Origin of the sequence: Salmonella sp. 32082101201600294FB01SM01 (genome assembly GCF_017572865.1) — a bacterium.
GTDB lineage: Bacteria > Pseudomonadota > Gammaproteobacteria > Enterobacterales > Enterobacteriaceae > Salmonella > Salmonella enterica.
This window is the reverse complement of sequence record NZ_JAGESB010000001.1, coordinates 1,496,293-1,513,915: the sequence shown is the minus strand read 5'-3', so window position 1 is coordinate 1,513,915 and position 17,623 is coordinate 1,496,293. Positions and strand designations below refer to the sequence as shown.

Sequence of the window (17,623 nt, the reverse complement as noted above, 5' to 3'; positions counted from 1 at the left end):
TCTTTTCCTTAACGCTTAGCGTACCTGGACGGCAATCAGTTCGCTGCCGTCGTCGCCGAGCACGTGGGTTGAACAGGCGAGGCAGGGGTCGAAGCTGTGCAGCGTCCTCAGGATTTCTAACGGTTGGTCGGGAATCGCCATTTGCGTTCCCATCAATGCCGCTTCATAGGCGCCGATCTGTTTTTTAGGATCGCGTGGGCTGGCGTTCCAGGTGGTGGGGACCACGCACTGATAGAGTTCAATCTTCTGATCGCGTATTGACGCCCAGTGTCCCAACGCTCCGCGAGGCGCTTCGGTAAAACCGATGCCGCGGCAGTGCTGCGGCCAACTGGCCGGTTCCCATTTCTCGGTATTGGCGGTGGCCAGGTCGCCGTTTTTCAGGTTGGTCATAAGCCTGTCGAAAAAATACTGCAGCTTACCGACGGCCCATTGCGCTTCGTGCGCGCGGCATAAAATACGACCAAGCGTAGACTGGATACCGGAGAGCGGCAGTTTAAGGGCGGACATCATGCGATCTACCGACTCTATGGTGGCGGCATCCCCTTTGTGGTACGCGATAAGCGTTCGGGCAAGCGGGCCGACTTCCATGGCATGACCCCGCCAGCGCGGCGCTTTAATCCAGGAGTAACGTTCCTGCTCGTTAAGCTGCTGGATATGCGTATCGCTGCCTTTGACATCACCCGGGTTGTACCAGGGATCGGTAATGCCGTCAAAAGGATGACGACCCAGCCGATCGTCCGGATAGCGGTACCAGGCGTGATCCACAAACTCCTGTATCTGCTGCGGATCGGCCAAATCTACCGGCATGACATTTTTAAAATCGCCATTGACCACCGCGCCGCCCGGCATTAACAGGCTTTGCTGGCTGAAGTCGTTGGCAATGTCCGGAAATGCGCCGTAACTCAGCACGCATTTATCCGACAGACCGGTGCCAATTTGACTCCATGCTTTATTGAACTGGCCGATAGCCAGCGCGTCCGGAACCATCACGTTGTTAATGAAGTCGGCGGTGCGGGTGATGATCGACTGCACCAGGTTGAGGCGCTCCATATTGATAGCCCCGACCGCGCCGCTTTGATCGAGATTGATCGCGCACGGCATCCCGCCGACGATCCAGTTAGGATGGGGGTTCTTACCGCCAAATATGGTATGGATTTTGACGATCTCGCGCTGGAAGTCGAGGGCTTCAAGATAGTGGGCAAAACCCATCAGATTAGCCTCTGGCGACAATTTGTACTGTGGATGTCCCCAATAGCCGTTACGGAATATCCCAAGCTGGCCGCCATCGACAAATTTCTTCAATCGATTTTGTACGTCAAAGAAGTAGCCCGGCGATGACATCGGCCAGGCGGAAAGGCTTTGCGCCAACTGCGAGGTGGCGCGCGGATCGGCTTTCAGCGCATTCAGAACATCAATCCAGTCCATACCGGCTAACTGATAAAAATGGACCAGATGATCGTGACACCACAACGTAGCCAGCATGATGTTACGTATAATATTGGCGTTATCCGGCACCTGGATACCAATCGCATCTTCGATAGCGTACACCGATGCCAGAGCATGTACCCCGGTACAGACACCACAAATACGTTCAACAAACGCCCAGGCGTCACGCGGGTCACGGCCTTGCAGAATGATCTCCAGCCCGCGGAACATTGTGCCGCAGGAAACGGCATTGGTAATGACGTTTTGCTCATCAATGTTCACTTCGCAGCGCATATGCCCTTCGATGCGGGTAATCGGGTCCACGATCAGACGACGGCCGGCGTCGTTAACGGTATAACCCTGGGTTTGATACTGGTTACTCATGCCTGTTTATCCTCATTGTCCGGCTGTTGTTCGGCTTGCGCTAACTGTTGTTTGTGGCGTTTACGTTGGTTGAGCGCGCTGGCGACAGCGTGACCGCCAACGCCCGCCGCGACCACGCCCAGCGCGGTCAGCCCCACCGTATCGGCGGTTGAATGGGTACCCATCTGAGGAATATCCACCACGCGGCTATAAAACGAGCCGCGATCCCAGAAACCATTTTCTGAACATCCCAGACATCCGTGACCGGACTGGATAGGAAAGGAGACGCCGTCATTCCAGCGTGTGGAGGAGCAGGCGTTATAGGTGGTTGGCCCTTTACAGCCCATCTTGTACAGGCAGTATCCCTTGCGGGCGGCGTCATCATCCCAGCTCTCGACAAATTCACCGGCGTCAAAATGGGCGCGGCGGTAGCATTTATCGTGGATACGCTGACCGTAGAACATTAGTGGACGGCCCATGCGATCGAGTTCCGGCAGACGATCAAACGTCACCATATAGGTGATAATGGCGCTCATGACATCCGGGATTGGCGGACATCCAGGGACCTTCACGATCGGCTTGTCGGTGATCACTTTATCGATAGGCGTTGCCTGGGTCGGATTGGGGCGGGCGGCCTGGACGCAACCCCAGGAAGCGCAGTTTCCCCAGGCAATAATAGCGCTGGCGCCCGCGGCGGCTTTCTTCAGTTTTTCAATAAACGGGCGACCGCCGCTGATACAGAACATCCCTTGTTCTCCTAACGGTGGATTGCCTTCCACCGCCAGAATGTATTTCCCGGCGTAGCGAGTGGTAATATCGTCAAAGACTTCTTCGGCCTGTGCGCCGGCGGCGGCCATCAGGGTGTCGTCATAATCGAGGGAAATCAGCGAGAGGATCACATCTTTGGCTAGCGGGTGCGAGGAACGGATAAAGGATTCGGTACAGCAGGTGCATTCCAGTCCATGAATCCAGACCACCGGAATCCGCGGTTTATTCTCCAGCGCCCAGGCGATCTTTGGCGTCATTCCGGCGCCCAGTCCCAGCGATGTGGCGGCAAGGCTACAGAATTTGAGAAAGCTGCGTCGGGTCACTCCCTTACGACGCATGGCTTGATAAAAGGTCTCCTCGTTATTCATAACGCGTATTTTTTCTCCTTTTTGCACCACGCTCCGCCAGGGGCATAAGGCGCTTTTGCGGGTCCGTTGACGTTCCGCCAGCAAGGCAAATCATTGTGTTACGCGCGAGCGCGGAAACGAGCCCGATTCACTTTGCACCGGCGTATATCGCCAGAAATAATGTGAAAAAAGCGTATCGGATTAACGATAAGAAACAATGTGAAGTGTGTGGGTATAGCTTATAGCGGTATATTTATACCCATTATCGGTTTTTCGGCGAAAGGGCCGTGGCGGGGAAGGACGGTTGAGCTTGTTCCAGGATGAGGTTTCAGCGAGTGACCTCGGGTAGATTTAGCCTGGTCTCGCCATTTCAGGATACGTAAGTTGATGCAAAAGGAGGGAGGATTTGATGTCATCGTTAAAAGAAGCATACTTCGTGATGATTTTTATATAAAATGGTGGTGCTGGTTTTAAAGGAATGCAAAAAAGAGACTGTTTGAAAGAGGGCGTCCCATGAAAAATAACATCAGATTTGACTTGTCCGATTATTTGATTCATTTTTTTCGGGACGTTGATTTAGAGACCGGTAGCCATATTTATTTGCCTGAGCACTGTGGTTTTAATAATCAGCATCACGCATGTTTCATTGATGCTAAATATTTACTTAGATTATCTTTACGCAGTCATAAAATTTTCTCTTCCTGGTCATACCGAAATGGGCAACGAACCGTATATGGCGACTCCCCGGTGGTATGCTTTACAGATATGCCGATTGCAGCTTATTTAGAAACTGGTGTTCGCCGATTAGAACGAAATGAAAAAATCGGTTTATATGCAATCGTTTTACCTAAAGAGCAAATGTTTAATTATGGGGCAAGGCCAGTAATATATGGGTTGGATGAGCATAACAATGCTCGATGCTCGCAAGGCAGAAACGGGGAACGTATTCTTGATGAAACTGCTCTTCCTTTGATTGAACAATATAGATACGTTACTTATGTTCCAGGTAAGGTTGACTGGACGCATGAACGTGAATGGCGATGGCCATATCGTGGCGATATTAAAAATTTCCTTAATCATATTAAAGAGTATGGTATTCCGGAAAACATTGAAAGCACCCCAGGGTTTGATTTTAAATCAAGCGAAATAAATGGTGCGGGAATAATAGTCCCGTTTGCAGAAGATATCCCTACCGTAGCTCACGATATTTTAACTTTAATTGACCGGGATATCATTGGAAGAAATACTTTCAAATTCATTATAGCTGTAGAGAGTTTACAATCATGGACCCAGCTCTCGGAACCGGGCGCGTTACTGTCCTGTATTAATGATAATACATTTGAATTTGAATCTTTTTTTGATTTATCTGCATCTAAAGTAAAAAATTATGCTGATTCTATCAATGATTATGTAAATGAATTATATTCAAAAAAAGATTTTTTAAATGATAGTTATGCAATGGAATTTGGAAATGCCTGGGTCTGGATTCATGATAACCAATCCCAGGTGGTACGGGCGTTACTGCAGGCTGGAATGATCAAGGTTAATAAAGAAGGGCGGTACTTATTAGATGTTAATTTGGCTTCTGTTGATTGGCCATTAAGAAGAAAAGAAGCTTTCGCAAGTCATATTGCGGGATGGCTCAAACATCGTTTTGATATCGAAGCGGGAAGGTATTCCGTTCAGGGAAAAGATCATTATGATGCGATCCCAAGTTATGAGACGCCGCTAAAGGAACAGCATCCTTTTTATAATCATACAGTGAATGTCGACTGGTAATTAAGAAAAGAACTTACCCTGTTAGCTCTGCGTTAATTTAACGCATTGATTTTACAGATGAATGAAAGACATTAGAGGCTATTATAAAATAGACTGTAATTAAAATTGCACATCTGTCTGTTTTTGATATGTGTATTCCAACAACAGAGTCAGGCAGCTTGTGGATGAATTAAAATTCTGCGGCTCGCTACGAAAGTTGCTACAGCCCTTAAAAACTATAGGCGCTGTCGAATCGCTATGGACAGCCTTTGAGAAACGCAAAGTATTTCTGACGGAGGCTAGATTATTTATCCGGCGATCAAGGATGCGTCGAAAAATGGAGTATGTTGCTCTGGAGTGCTGGCGAAGAACCATTTTATTATCGGAGTTTGGTGACCGTCTGAACGATCACCTTCAAGAAAGCAGGCAGTTACAGAGAATTACTAGTAACCTCTGATAACAGGCACTTTTCATACTCTTTTATGCATCATAAAATGCTGTCTGAACTTGTTAAGCTCTTTCCATAGCATTTGTAAAATAACTATTTTCAAGATATTGATACCAGTGCTCGAAAGATTCATCCTCACCTTTTGGCGCATAGCAATTACCATTCTTATAGAGTTGACCACCAATTAGATAGTGAGATACTCTTAATGTCAATATGCCATTTTTAATAGAAAGACTATTTAGTTTTGATTTTTTGTTTCCTTCATCTATAAAATAAAAATAAACGTGGTGATTTGTTTTTGAAAGCTCAAGGAGTTTCTGAAAGGTATCCCTTTCTGGGTAGTGAGTACGAATTACTTCAATGATAATGTTTGGATAGGCTGAGCGGGGGAAAAATTTGTTTCTATCCCTTCCTCCAATATCGGGTTGAATATAAGAATCCTCATGAAATGCAATACGTGCGTCCTTTTCTTTATACCACCCAAAATCACTATCTTTCAGCGGACTAAAAATTACTTGCTCTTCATATGTTCGATCCTCTGCAAAAACATATGTAGAGAACTTAACAGCTTCAATATTTTTATCATTTAACTCATCATATAAATAATTTACGCAATTATCGTGAGTTGGATTATCTTCGGCTCTACCTAACCTCTTGCCGAAAGATGGATTTCCTACTCTTCTGAAATGGGGAGTAATCTCATTTCTTACAGGGACAACAATACAGTCATCTTCATTAAGAAGAGGTTCCTCCTTCATTCTTGGATATAAAGTATGGTCAAAGATATCGCATTCCGAATAGTCTCGGCCTGAGATTAGTCCTCTTGGCATATGTGCTCCTTAAGCTTAGATGTTTAAACCTTGTAGTAAAATTTAGCTGAAAAATGAAATGTTCTTTTATGATACATTATAATGAACATATGCAGTTTACCACAGGATATTACTGTAGCTTGATAATAATCAATATAATTATCGTTAATCTGCACTCAGTGGTGATTAGATTGCTTGAATTAATCTATTCTCAGCTTGCATAAAATTGATGAATAATATCAATCTGAATAGTTATAAATGATATGTTTAAAATACTTTATGGTTTCGCAACGCTGTGATAGCTATTATGGTTGGTTGTTAAATTCGTGACCAAATATTAATATTTACCAATGCTGATATACGAAAATCGAATGAAATTTCCCTTTCAACGGACAGTAAATTCTTCGGGGCCCTAAAGAATGCAGGGGCGGACACCGTTTTGAAGCCTGTTAGAAGGTGCTTTTAGAAATCTACCGATACTGAAGTTCCTAATATTTATAATATGGGTGATAATGGTGGTAAAAATTCACCTCATAGATATTCCATTGATAGAAAATATCGTATCTTTTTGGTGTAGATATACAATTCGTGAACATTGTTTCCTAAATTATGTAGTCGTTGGTGACGAGTCTATCTGTTCTGGAATCAGTCATTCAGACAATTCACTGCCATTTTGAAAACGTTAACTGTAGTGAGCTTCTGGATGCTCAGCTAATTTGAGTGGGCGGACTTATCATGTGTGAAAATAGCTGCTTATTGTACTCACTGGAATGCTCAGTTTTAGTCGCGTTTCTACGCTCTCATCTGAGATACTATAAAAGATAAAATCCACGCAATGGCGTGGATTTTATAGGGTTTTACCGCTGTCATGAGATTCAGCGAAACCTCATGAGGCAACAGAAACTAATTAGACGTTGAACAGGAAGTTCATTATATCGCCATCTTTAACGATGTAATCTTTGCCTTCCGCTCGCATCTTACCGGCTTCTTTCGCGCCTTGTTCACCTTTATAGGTAATAAAGTCGTCAAAGGCGATAGTTTGGGCGCGGATAAAGCCTTTTTCGAAGTCGGTATGGATTTTACCTGCCGCCTGCGGCGCGGTTGCGCCAACCGGAATGGTCCATGCGCGAACTTCTTTCACCCCGGCGGTAAAGTAGGTCTGGAGGTTCAGCAGGCGATAACCTGCGCGAATAACGCGGTTCAGCCCCGGTTCTTCCAGACCCAGTTCAGCCATAAATTCGTCGCGCTCGTCATCATCCAGCTCAGCAATATCAGCTTCGACGGCGGCACACACCGGAACCACGACCGAACCTTCTTTGGCGGCGATTTCGCGAACCTGGTCGAGATACGGGTTATTTTCAAAACCGTCTTCATTGACGTTAGCGATATACATCGTCGGCTTCAGCGTCAGGAAGCTTAAATAACGGATAGCCGCTTTATCTTCGTCCGTCAGGTCCAGCGAACGCAGCATCCCCGCTTCGGCCAGGTGCGGCAGGCATTTTTCCAGCGCGGCCAGTTCCGCTTTGGCGTCTTTATCGCCGCCTTTGGCTTTCTTCTGTACGCGATGAATAGCGCGCTCGCAGGTATCGAGGTCAGCCAGCGCCAGTTCGGTATTGATAACATCAATATCTTCTGCCGGATTTACTTTACCCGCCACGTGGATGATATTGTCGTTCTCAAAGCAGCGAACCACGTGACCGATAGCTTCGGTTTCACGGATATTGGTCAGGAACTGGTTACCCAACCCTTCGCCTTTGGACGCGCCTTTCACCAGACCGGCGATATCCACGAACTCCATCGTGGTTGGTAGAATGCGTTGCGGTTTAACAATCTCAGCCAACTGGTCCAGACGCGGATCGGGCATCGGCACGACACCGGTATTCGGTTCGATAGTGCAGAACGGAAAGTTTGCCGCTTCAATACCGGCTTTTGTCAGCGCGTTGAACAGGGTGGATTTCCCGACGTTGGGCAGACCGACGATACCGCATTTGAATCCCATGATTTAACTCACCTTAATATCTTAATAATCAACCTGTTATAGAAAACAGATTGCAGAAATGGAAATAACTTCGCCTATTATACACGGCGTGCGGCAAAAATGCCGCACATCACTGGTTATTGCGCCTTAAAGGTATGCAAACGGCTTGTTGCTTTGGCCAGACCCTCTTTGAACCACAATTCCGTACAGCGTGCCGCTTCGTCAATGGCCTCATCAATTAATTTTTGTTCAGAAACAGGGGGTTTACCCAGCACGAAACCAACAACTTTATTTTTATCGCCTGGATGACCAATTCCAACGCGCAAGCGGTGAAAGTTGGGATTATTGCCCAGCTTGCTGATGATGTCTTTCAGACCATTGTGGCCGCCGTGGCCGCCGCCAAGTTTAAATTTCGCCACGCCCGGAGGGAGATCCAGCTCGTCATGAGCGACCAGAATTTCGTCCGGCTGAATACGGTAAAAACTGGCCATTGCGCCAACTGCTTTACCACTGAGATTCATGAACGTGGTGGGTACCAGCAGGCGAACATCTTCCCCTTCCAGCGTGATGCGTGAGGTATAGCCAAAGAATTTAGGCTCTTCACGCAACGGCGCGCGCAGGCGCTCCGCCAGTAAATCGACGTACCATGCGCCTGCATTGTGTCGCGTCGCGGCATATTCCGCGCCGGGATTCGCCAGACCAACAATCAATTTAATTGCCACGTTTTTTGTCCTGAGTAGATCCATAACTGGCGCGTAGTTTACTGTCTGTCTGCCCGCTTGACAAAACACAGCGACACTCTGAAGTAAATTAAATAATTGCCAGCATTTATTATTAAAAATGTAAACTGTTCAGTGTGTTATTTGTAAAGTTTTGTTAAATGAAACTTTACATTTGTGATCGCACCCGCACTTACAAATGGAAGTGTTGTCTATACTTTACACATAAAGTTTAGGGGGATTTCCTAAAAACAACCCAAAAGTTCCGGAGGTGACATATGAAACGCAAAAACGCTTCGTTATTCGGTAACGTGCTGATGGGGTTGGGGCTGGTCGTGATGGTTGTCGGCGTGGGTTACTCTATTTTAAACCAACTGCCGCAGTTTAATTTGCCGCAATTTTTTGCGCATGGCGCAATACTGAGCATTTTTGTCGGTGCAGTTCTTTGGCTGGCGGGGGCTCGTGTAGGGGGGCATGAGCAGGTGAGCGACAAATATTGGTGGGTACGTCATTATGACAAACGTTGCCGCCGTAACGACAATCGTCGTCATAGCTAACCGGTTTAGGCCCGGTAAGCGTTATCGCCACCGGGCATTGTCCATTAACTGAGTAAATCCGCTAACGCCTCCGTCCTGTTCGGGAAGAAGGTCAGACGCCCGGGAATAGGTTTGATACCGGCACGCGCCATTGTGCGCAGCGGTTGGAACTCCAGGTTACTGATACGCAATTCGCAACCCTCCGGCAGACGCTTCACAAAACGCTGAAAAGCATCAAGCCCGCCTGCATCCAGCACTGGTACTGCGTCCCATTTCAGAACGACGATACGTTTGCCCTTAATACGTGACTCAAGGTCGGTAAACAGCCCTTCCGCCGCGGCGAAAAAGAGCGGCCCGATAACACGCAGCACCAGCACATCATCAGGCACATCGACATTGACCGGCGCAAGTCGAGTCATTCGCGCAATACGGCGCATAAACAGCAGGGAAGCAAGGACAATCCCCACGCTGATGGCGATGACCATATCAAACAGAACCGTTAATGACATGCACAGCAGCATAACGATAATGTCGTCTTTCGGCGCATGGCGTAACAGATCCACCACTTTATGGGCTTCACTCATATTCCATGCCACCATCAGCAGTAGCGCCGCCATCGCGGAAAGCGGCAGCCAGGAGAGTAGCGGGGCTAAGACCAGTAGCGCCAGAATAACCAGGATAGCGTGAATTACCGCTGAGACGGGAGAGGTCGCGCCAGCGCGGACGTTGGCGGCAGAGCGGGCAATCGCGGCGGTGGCGGTGATGCCGCCAAAGAACGGCGCGACCATATTCCCCAGCCCCTGGCCGATAAGTTCGCTGTTAGCTTTATGTTTGGTGCCGGTCATGCCGTCCAGCACGACGGCGCAGAGCAATGATTCGATTGCCCCCAGCATTGCCATCGAGAAGGCCGCTGGCAGCAGCGCGCGCAGTGAATCCCAGCTTAGCGTGAAATCGGAGCCAGGAAGACTCCACGGCAGCATCAGTTGCGGCAGGAGCTGCGGGATGCCGTTGCCCTGGGTGCCGTCAGCCAGAACGTAATGGAACTGTGAGCCGATAGTCGCCACATTGCCGCCCAGCAGATTAACAATCCCCATTACGGCGCAACCGGCCAGCAGCGCGGGAAGATGTCCTGGCAGACGAATACCGAGACGCGGCCAGAAAATCAACGTTCCCAGCGTTACCACGCCAATGGCGGCATCGCCAATATTGACGGTGGGCAACGCCATAAACAGCGCGCCGACTTTCTGCAAATAGTGCTCTGGCACATGGGCCATCTGCAGACCAAGAAAATCTTTAATCTGCATGGTACCGATGGTAATACCAATCCCTGAGGTAAAACCCAACGTGACCGACACCGGGATATATTCAATCAATCGCCCCAGTCTCGCCAGGCCGAAAAGGATCAGGAAGAAGCCCGACATCAGCGTGGCGACCAGTAGGCCCGCCAGACCAAACTGTTGCGATACCGGATACAAAATCACCACAAACGCGGCGGTAGGGCCGGAAACGCTAAAGCGCGAGCCGCCGGTTAGCGCGATCACGATCCCGGCGACAGCGGAGGTATAGAGGCCATATTGCGGCGCAACGCCACTGCCAATTGCCAGCGCCATCGCCAGCGGGATAGCAATAATCCCGACGGTGATCCCGGCTATCACATCACGGGTGAACCGGGAGGCGGTATATTTTTCTTTCCAGCAAGCATCGATGAGAGCGCGGAAAGGCATCACATGTGAGGAAAATAATTTGTTCACAATAATGTTTCATCCATGAGCGCATCATCTGTCAACTAAATGGCAGGTGAAGGAGGCATAAGTCATACAAAAGGGTGTTACAGACAAAAAAACCCGCCGCAGCGGGTTTGAGATCCGGGTTCGATCAATGCTCGAACATGGCGGAAATCGATTCTTCGTTGCTGATGCGGCGAATCGCTTCGGCCAGCATACCTGACAGGGTCAAGGTACGCACGTTCGGCAGCGCTTTGATTTCGTCGGTCAGCGGAATGGTGTCGCAGACAACGACTTCATCAATGACGGAGTTGCGCAGGTTGTTTGCCGCATTGCCTGAGAAGATCGGGTGCGTCGCGTAGGCAAACACGCGTTTAGCGCCACGTTCTTTCAATGCTTCTGCTGCTTTGCACAGAGTACCGCCGGTATCGATCATATCATCAACCAGCACGCAGTCACGGCCAGCGACGTCGCCGATGATGTGCATCACCTGAGAAACGTTCGCGCGCGGACGACGTTTATCAATGATAGCCATATCGGTATCGTTCAGCAGCTTAGCGATAGCGCGGGCACGAACCACGCCGCCAATATCCGGAGAAACCACGATCGGGTTATCCAGATTCAGTTGCAGCATATCTTCGAGCAGGATTGGGCTACCGAACACGTTATCAACCGGAACGTCAAAGAAGCCCTGGATCTGTTCAGCATGCAGATCTACGGTGAGAACGCGGTCAACGCCGACGCTGGACAGGAAGTCAGCGACAACTTTTGCGGTAATCGGCACACGGGCGGAACGTACGCGACGGTCCTGACGTGCATAGCCAAAGTAGGGGATAACGGCGGTGATACGACCTGCGGAAGCACGACGCAGGGCATCAACCATAACGACCAATTCCATCAGGTTGTCGTTGGTTGGGGCACAAGTGGACTGGATGATGAAAATATCACCACCGCGTACATTTTCGTTGATTTGTACGCTGACTTCGCCGTCGCTAAAGCGACCTACGGCGGCGTCGCCGAGAGAAGTGTACAGGCGGTTGGCAATACGTTGTGCTAGTTCCGGGGTGGCGTTACCAGCAAAAAGCTTCATATCAGGCACGAGAAGAACCTCAGGCATGCGTCCATTGGTGGAAAAGATTTGCCGAAAACTGTGCGGGCCAGGCAAAATCCTATCCAGGCGGTGTATTAAAGAGCGCGATGCAACGTCTGGAACAAGGTGACGTTGTCACCGAAGCTCAGCTTGCCCGGCTTACTCGTCTTCATTCACGTTTCATGTGCGCTGGTATCGATGCCTCACACCGGTCAAATACGGCATATATGACCGGCGACTCGTCATTTCGCCATCTTCCTGAAACCCGAATGCGTTAGAGTAACTCTCGATGCAATGGGGAGAGGTTGACACCCTTCGCCACAAAAGCATTGAGCCATTCCGGGGCTTGCTCAAGCACCTGGCGAGCACAAGACTCTGTATCGAATTCAGCAAAGACACAGGCCCCTGTCCCAGTCAGGCGCGACGGCGCGTATTCTAACAGCCAGGAAAGCGCCGCATCAACCTCGCGAAAACGTTTTCTTGCGATAACCTCGCAATCATTGCTGAATTCACATTTTAGTAACGTATCTATTGACCTTTTTGGCGTATTACGCGGCAATTGAGGATCTTTAAAGATAACCGGTGTCGGAATGCTTACGCCAGGGTGCGCGACCAGATACCATTTTTCCGGCGGATTCACCGGCGTTAATATTTCGCCTACGCCTTCGGCAAACGCGGCGTGGCCACGAACAAAGACCGGGACGTCGGCGCCGAGCGTTAGGCCGATCGTCGCCAGTTCATCAATGGAAAGCCCGCATTGCCAAAGATGATTGAGCGCCACCAGAACGGTCGCGGCGTTAGACGAGCCGCCGCCCAGACCGCCGCCCATGGGAAGGCGCTTCTCAATGCTGATATCCGCGCCGCTTCCGGCGGGCAGGCGCCCACTCTCCGAGGCGGCTTTCATCAACAGCCGCGCGGCGCGGACGATCAGATTGTCTTCATTTTCAACGCCGTTAACCGGCGTTAATAAATGGATTTCGCCATCGTGACGCGGTTCGATGTGGAGTGTGTCGCCATAATCCAGAAACTGAAACAGCGTCTGCAGCGTGTGGTAGCCGTCTGCACGCTGTCCGGTGATATATAAAAACAGGTTTAATTTTGCCGGAGAAGGCCAATGGGTCATCATTTCACAATCCAGTTATCCATTTTCAGCTTAATGCGCTGACTGCCGTCTGAAAGCTCCATATTGGCAGGCATGGCAGGCTGCGTTTTGCTGTCATAGCCACCGTAAACCACTTTCCAGTTTTTACCATCCTGGCGGTAGTTCACTTCGCTCAGGCGGTACTGGTCGTCCAGTTTGTAGTCGGTGGCATCGCCAGGCAGACCGAGGATCCACTGCCGCAGGCTGTTTAACGGAATCGGCATCCCGGTGAGTTTGCCGATCATCTCTTCGGCGTCATCGGCGGTATAACGCTGGCCTTTGTTATCCACCAACTGGACGTTGCCCGGCTGGGCGTTAAGCTCCAGCTCGGTGCTGCCCAGCGGGTTGGTAAGCAGCAGGCGGTAGCGATCCTGTCCGGTCTGTTGCCAGAAGAAGCGCGCATAGACTTTCTGATCATCTGAGATGTAAGCAAAGGCGCCGCGCGTCTGGTATTGATTCAGATGACGCACCTCTTGCTGATGCTGGCGCCACTGAGGGGAATCCGGGCTCTTGCCCGGGCCTTTATGCCCAGGAAGCGTACAGGCGGTGAGAACCAGGCTTGCTAACGGCAGTAGACGAATCAGGCGAAAATCGGGCAGGGTCATAGTGATGACGAATCCTTGTGATACGGTGCAATAATTGCCTGATGGCGTTACGCTTATCAGGCCTGAAAACTGAACCTGCAGGCTGTAAAAACGTTCGCGCCGCGATTCGGCAAATTTTTGCTATCGGTTACAGTTATAGCCTTTAATGCTAGCGCCGCCTGGTGACATCGTCTACTTTCAAGTTGTCTTAAATCATCAAATTAGCGAGCGCTGCCAATTACTCCAAAAGGGGGCTCTCTCTTTTATTGACCACGCGCATCCTGTATGATGCAAGCAGACTAACCATATCAACGCTGGTACTACTCCCGCAGACATGACCCTTTTAGCGCTCGGTATTAACCATAAAACGGCACCTGTATCGCTGCGAGAACGCGTAACGTTTTCGCCGGACACGCTTGATCAGGCGCTGGACAGCCTGCTTGCGCAGCCAATGGTGCAGGGCGGGGTCGTGCTGTCAACCTGTAACCGTACAGAGCTGTATCTGAGCGTGGAAGAGCAGGATAACCTGCAGGAAGCGCTGATCCGCTGGTTATGCGATTACCATAACCTGAACGAGGACGATCTGCGCAACAGTCTGTACTGGCATCAGGACAATGACGCCGTCAGCCACCTGATGCGCGTCGCCAGCGGTCTGGATTCACTGGTGCTGGGCGAACCGCAAATCCTCGGTCAGGTGAAAAAAGCGTTTGCGGATTCGCAAAAAGGCCACCTTAACGCCAGCGCGCTGGAGCGAATGTTTCAGAAGTCGTTTTCCGTCGCCAAGCGAGTGCGGACTGAAACCGATATCGGCGCCAGCGCCGTCTCCGTCGCGTTTGCCGCCTGTACGCTCGCTCGCCAAATCTTTGAATCGCTCTCGACGGTCACTGTACTGTTAGTTGGCGCGGGCGAAACTATTGAACTAGTGGCGCGTCACCTGCGCGAGCATAAAGTACAAAAGATGATTATCGCCAACCGAACCCGCGAGCGCGCGCAAGCCCTGGCGGATGAAGTAGGCGCTGAGGTTATCTCGCTCAGCGATATCGACGCCCGTTTGCAGGATGCCGATATTATCATCAGTTCGACCGCCAGCCCGCTGCCGATTATCGGTAAAGGCATGGTGGAGCGCGCATTAAAAAGCCGTCGCAACCAGCCGATGCTGCTGGTGGATATCGCCGTACCGCGCGACGTTGAGCCGGAAGTCGGCAAACTGGCGAACGCTTATCTTTATAGCGTCGATGATTTACAGAGCATCATTTCGCATAATCTGGCGCAGCGTCAGGCTGCGGCGGTAGAAGCGGAAACGATTGTTGAGCAGGAAGCCAGCGAGTTTATGGCCTGGCTACGCGCCCAGGGGGCCAGCGAGACCATTCGGGAATACCGTAGTCAGTCGGAGCAGATTCGTGACGAACTGACTACCAAAGCGCTGTCGGCCCTTCAACAGGGCGGTGATGCGCAAGCCATCTTGCAGGATCTGGCATGGAAACTGACCAACCGCCTGATTCATGCGCCAACGAAATCACTTCAACAGGCTGCCCGTGACGGGGATGACGAACGCCTGAATATTCTGCGCGACAGCCTCGGGCTGGAGTAGCAGCACACACCACACTTTTTTACAGGGTGAATTTACGCCTATGAAGCCTTCTATCGTTGCCAAACTGGAAGCCCTGCACGAACGCCATGAGGAAGTTCAGGCGTTGCTGGGCGATGCGGGAATTATCGCCGACCAGGACCGCTTTCGCGCATTGTCGCGCGAATATGCGCAATTAAGCGACGTTTCTCGCTGTTTTACGGACTGGCAACAGGTTCAGGACGATATCGAGACGGCTCAGATGATGCTCGACGATCCTGAAATGCGAGAAATGGCGCAGGAAGAACTGCGCGAAGCGAAAGAAAAAAGCGAACAACTGGAGCAACAGTTACAGGTACTGCTGCTGCCGAAAGATCCGGACGATGAACGAAACGCGTTCCTTGAGGTTCGCGCCGGCACCGGCGGCGATGAAGCCGCGCTGTTTGCCGGCGATCTGTTCCGCATGTACAGCCGTTATGCCGAATCGCGCCGCTGGCGCGTGGAGATCATGAGCATGAGCGAAGGCGAGCATGGCGGTTATAAAGAGATCATCGCCAAAATCAGCGGCGACGGCGTGTATGGCCGACTGAAATTTGAGTCCGGCGGACACCGCGTACAGCGTGTTCCGGCGACCGAGTCGCAGGGGCGTATCCATACCTCCGCCTGTACCGTCGCCGTGATGCCGGAGCTGCCGGAAGCCGAGCTGCCGGATATTAACCCGGCGGATCTGCGCATTGATACGTTTCGTTCTTCCGGCGCGGGCGGTCAGCACGTTAACACCACCGACTCCGCTATCCGTATTACCCACTTGCCGACCGGCATCGTGGTGGAATGCCAGGACGAGCGTTCGCAGCATAAAAACAAAGCGAAAGCGCTCTCGGTGCTTGGGGCGCGCATTCACGCCGCCGAAACGGCAAAACGCCAGCAGGCCGAGGCGTCAACGCGCCGCAACCTGCTTGGCAGCGGCGATCGCAGCGATCGTAACCGGACCTATAATTTCCCCCAGGGGCGCGTGACCGATCATCGTATTAATCTGACGTTATATCGCCTTGATGAAACGATGGAAGGTAAGCTGGATATGCTGATTGAGCCGATTGTTCAGGAACATCAGGCTGACCTGTTAGCCGCATTGTCCGAGCAGGAATAATGGATTTTCAGCACTGGCTGCATGAGGCGGTAAACCAGCTCCGGGACAGCGACAGCCCCCGGCGCGACGCCGAGATCCTGCTTGAGTACGTTACGGGCAAGGGGCGGACGTATATCATGGCCTTTGGCGAAACGCCGCTTACTGACGTCCAGCAACAACAGCTCGCGGATCTGCTGCAGCGGCGTAAACAGGGCGAACCCATTGCGTACCTGACGGGCTTACGCGAATTCTGGTCGCTGCCGCTCTTCGTTTCTCCCGCCACGCTAATCCCGCGCCCGGATACCGAATGTCTGGTGGAACAGGCGTTGGCGCGATTGCCGGTCAAAACCTGTCGTATTCTGGATTTAGGCACCGGAACTGGCGCGATTGCGCTGGCGCTGGCCTGCGAGCGACCGGATTGTGAGGTGACTGCGGTCGATCGTATGCCTGATGCGGTTGCGCTGGCGATACGCAACGCGGAACATTTGGCTATCCGGAATGTGCGTATACTGCAAAGTTGTTGGTTCAGCGCGCTATCGGGGCAGCAGTTCGACATGATTGTCAGCAATCCGCCCTACATTGACGCGCAGGACCCGCACCTTAGCGAAGGCGATGTACGCTTTGAACCGCGCTCGGCGTTGGTGGCGGACGAAAACGGTATGGCGGATCTTACGCATATTATCGATAACGCCCGCCAGATGTTAACGCCCGGCGGCTTCCTGCTGCTGGAACACGGTTGGCAGCAAGGCGAAGCGGTAAGAGCGGTTTTCAGGCGGTCTGGTTACTCGGATGTAGAAACGTGTCGTGATTATGGCGGTAATGAACGCGTGACCTGCGGACGTTTTACGCCATGACAATTGCGATGCTGCTCACGCTTCATCTTATCTGTGTTGCGCTCTCCGTCAGTTTGTTTGTCGCTCGTTACTGGTGGCGCTATTGCGGCCATGCGTTGGCCGCCGCGCGCTGGGCAAGAATCGTGCCTCCCGTCATAGATACCCTGTTACTGCTTAGCGGTATTGGGTTAATCGTTAAAACGCACATCCTGCCATTCACGGAGTTGGGCTCATGGCTGACTGAAAAACTGTTTGGCGTTATCATCTACATCGTTTTGGGTTTTATTGCGCTTGATTATCGTCAGGCGCGCAGCCAGCAGGCGCGTTTTATCGCTTTTCCGCTGGCGCTGGTGGTGCTGTACATCATCATTAAACTCGCCACCACAAAAATACCGTTACTGGGGTAA

The 17,623-nt window shown here is 51.0% G+C and carries 15 protein-coding genes; 6 read left to right on the top strand and 9 right to left on the bottom strand.

The features are described from left to right. Positions 1 to 15 precede the first annotated feature (15 nt). Both hyaB and hyaA read right to left on the bottom strand, forming a co-directional pair. Positions 16 to 1,809, bottom strand: coding sequence for a Ni/Fe-hydrogenase large subunit (hyaB, locus tag J4645_RS07365; protein ID WP_000070982.1), 1,794 nt, complete (start codon positions 1,807 to 1,809; stop codon positions 16 to 18). Beyond that, positions 1,806 to 2,924, bottom strand: a complete 1,119-nt coding sequence (hyaA, locus tag J4645_RS07360; RefSeq protein ID WP_001058312.1) for a hydrogenase 1 small subunit — start codon at positions 2,922 to 2,924, stop codon at positions 1,806 to 1,808. The genes hyaB and hyaA overlap by 4 nt, the downstream gene beginning before the upstream one ends. A gap of 492 nt (positions 2,925 to 3,416) precedes the next feature. On the opposite strand from hyaA, the gene J4645_RS07355 reads away from it, so the two are divergent. Next, positions 3,417 to 4,682, top strand: coding sequence for a DUF4427 domain-containing protein (locus J4645_RS07355; protein ID WP_060634059.1), 1,266 nt, complete (start codon positions 3,417 to 3,419; stop codon positions 4,680 to 4,682). Positions 4,683 to 5,171: 489 nt separating this feature from the next. On the opposite strand, the gene J4645_RS07350 is transcribed toward J4645_RS07355, so the two are convergent. The 3 genes from J4645_RS07350 to pth all read right to left on the bottom strand — a co-directional run bounded on the left by J4645_RS07350 (position 5,172) and on the right by pth (position 8,618). After that, on the bottom strand, positions 5,172 to 5,939 hold the full coding sequence (locus J4645_RS07350) for a hypothetical protein (RefSeq protein WP_001137288.1): 768 nt from the start codon (positions 5,937 to 5,939) through the stop codon (positions 5,172 to 5,174). An 886-nt stretch (positions 5,940 to 6,825) separates the two neighbouring features. After that, on the bottom strand, positions 6,826 to 7,917 hold the full coding sequence (gene ychF, locus J4645_RS07345) for a redox-regulated ATPase YchF (RefSeq protein ID WP_000505850.1): 1,092 nt from the start codon (positions 7,915 to 7,917) through the stop codon (positions 6,826 to 6,828). A gap of 116 nt (positions 7,918 to 8,033) precedes the next feature. Then, positions 8,034 to 8,618, bottom strand: a complete 585-nt coding sequence (pth, locus tag J4645_RS07340) for an aminoacyl-tRNA hydrolase (protein WP_000985595.1) — start codon at positions 8,616 to 8,618, stop codon at positions 8,034 to 8,036. Between the two features lie 275 nt (positions 8,619 to 8,893). Here pth and ychH point away from each other — a divergent pair, with 275 nt between their 5' ends. Beyond that, complete coding sequence (ychH, locus tag J4645_RS07335) at positions 8,894 to 9,172, top strand: stress-induced protein YchH (RefSeq protein ID WP_000823878.1); 279 nt, start codon at positions 8,894 to 8,896, stop codon at positions 9,170 to 9,172. A 44-nt stretch (positions 9,173 to 9,216) separates the two neighbouring features. Here the strand turns inward: ychH and dauA are convergent, their stop codons facing one another. From dauA to lolB, 4 genes are all read right to left on the bottom strand, one after another. Continuing rightward, positions 9,217 to 10,902: a C4-dicarboxylic acid transporter DauA gene (gene dauA / locus J4645_RS07330; RefSeq protein WP_001037186.1), complete on the bottom strand. Its 1,686-nt coding sequence runs from the start codon at positions 10,900 to 10,902 to the stop codon at positions 9,217 to 9,219. Positions 10,903 to 11,026: 124 nt separating this feature from the next. Continuing rightward, positions 11,027 to 11,974, bottom strand: a complete 948-nt coding sequence (gene prs, locus J4645_RS07325; RefSeq protein WP_001518537.1) for a ribose-phosphate diphosphokinase — start codon at positions 11,972 to 11,974, stop codon at positions 11,027 to 11,029. Positions 11,975 to 12,239: 265 nt separating this feature from the next. Beyond that, entirely contained in the window at positions 12,240 to 13,091 is an 852-nt protein-coding gene (gene ispE, locus J4645_RS07320) for a 4-(cytidine 5'-diphospho)-2-C-methyl-D-erythritol kinase (RefSeq protein ID WP_000988244.1), read from the bottom strand. Then, positions 13,088 to 13,711: a lipoprotein insertase outer membrane protein LolB gene (gene lolB / locus J4645_RS07315; RefSeq protein WP_000174484.1), complete on the bottom strand. Its 624-nt coding sequence runs from the start codon at positions 13,709 to 13,711 to the stop codon at positions 13,088 to 13,090. Before lolB ends, ispE begins: the two co-directional genes overlap by 4 nt. A 313-nt stretch (positions 13,712 to 14,024) precedes the next feature. Between lolB and hemA the strand changes: the two genes are divergently transcribed. Genes hemA through sirB2 form a run of 4 tightly spaced genes read left to right on the top strand, consistent with a single transcriptional unit; the run spans position 14,025 to position 17,623 of the window. Further along, on the top strand, positions 14,025 to 15,281 hold the full coding sequence (gene hemA / locus J4645_RS07310) for a glutamyl-tRNA reductase (protein WP_000173208.1): 1,257 nt from the start codon (positions 14,025 to 14,027) through the stop codon (positions 15,279 to 15,281). 40 nt (positions 15,282 to 15,321) lie between these two features. Beyond that, positions 15,322 to 16,404 carry a peptide chain release factor 1 gene (prfA, locus tag J4645_RS07305; RefSeq protein ID WP_000804708.1) on the top strand — a complete coding sequence of 361 codons (1,083 nt, stop codon included), beginning with the start codon at positions 15,322 to 15,324 and terminating at the stop codon, positions 16,402 to 16,404. Continuing rightward, positions 16,404 to 17,237 (top strand): peptide chain release factor N(5)-glutamine methyltransferase, encoded by an 834-nt coding sequence (prmC, locus tag J4645_RS07300; protein WP_000347310.1) that lies wholly within the window; start codon positions 16,404 to 16,406, stop codon positions 17,235 to 17,237. The genes prfA and prmC overlap by 1 nt, the downstream gene beginning before the upstream one ends. After that, complete coding sequence (gene sirB2, locus J4645_RS07295; RefSeq protein ID WP_023207371.1) at positions 17,234 to 17,623, top strand: invasion regulator SirB2; 390 nt, start codon at positions 17,234 to 17,236, stop codon at positions 17,621 to 17,623. The genes prmC and sirB2 overlap by 4 nt, the downstream gene beginning before the upstream one ends.

What these genes read in the sequence shown, in the direction of transcription:
- hyaB (WP_000070982.1), bottom strand. Translation starts at nt 1,809, where the DNA reads ATGAGTAACCAGTATCAAACCCAGGGTTATACCGTTAACGACGCCGGC.
- hyaA (WP_001058312.1), bottom strand. Translation starts at nt 2,924, where the DNA reads ATGAATAACGAGGAGACCTTTTATCAAGCCATGCGTCGTAAGGGAGTG.
- J4645_RS07355 (WP_060634059.1), top strand. Translation starts at nt 3,417, where the DNA reads ATGAAAAATAACATCAGATTTGACTTGTCCGATTATTTGATTCATTTT.
- J4645_RS07350 (WP_001137288.1), bottom strand. Translation starts at nt 5,939, where the DNA reads ATGCCAAGAGGACTAATCTCAGGCCGAGACTATTCGGAATGCGATATC.
- ychF (WP_000505850.1), bottom strand. Translation starts at nt 7,917, where the DNA reads ATGGGATTCAAATGCGGTATCGTCGGTCTGCCCAACGTCGGGAAATCC.
- ychH (WP_000823878.1), top strand. Translation starts at nt 8,894, where the DNA reads ATGAAACGCAAAAACGCTTCGTTATTCGGTAACGTGCTGATGGGGTTG.
- ispE (WP_000988244.1), bottom strand. Translation starts at nt 13,091, where the DNA reads ATGATGACCCATTGGCCTTCTCCGGCAAAATTAAACCTGTTTTTATAT.
- lolB (WP_000174484.1), bottom strand. Translation starts at nt 13,711, where the DNA reads ATGACCCTGCCCGATTTTCGCCTGATTCGTCTACTGCCGTTAGCAAGC.
- hemA (WP_000173208.1), top strand. Translation starts at nt 14,025, where the DNA reads ATGACCCTTTTAGCGCTCGGTATTAACCATAAAACGGCACCTGTATCG.
- prfA (WP_000804708.1), top strand. Translation starts at nt 15,322, where the DNA reads ATGAAGCCTTCTATCGTTGCCAAACTGGAAGCCCTGCACGAACGCCAT.
- prmC (WP_000347310.1), top strand. Translation starts at nt 16,404, where the DNA reads ATGGATTTTCAGCACTGGCTGCATGAGGCGGTAAACCAGCTCCGGGAC.
- sirB2 (WP_023207371.1), top strand. Translation starts at nt 17,234, where the DNA reads ATGACAATTGCGATGCTGCTCACGCTTCATCTTATCTGTGTTGCGCTC.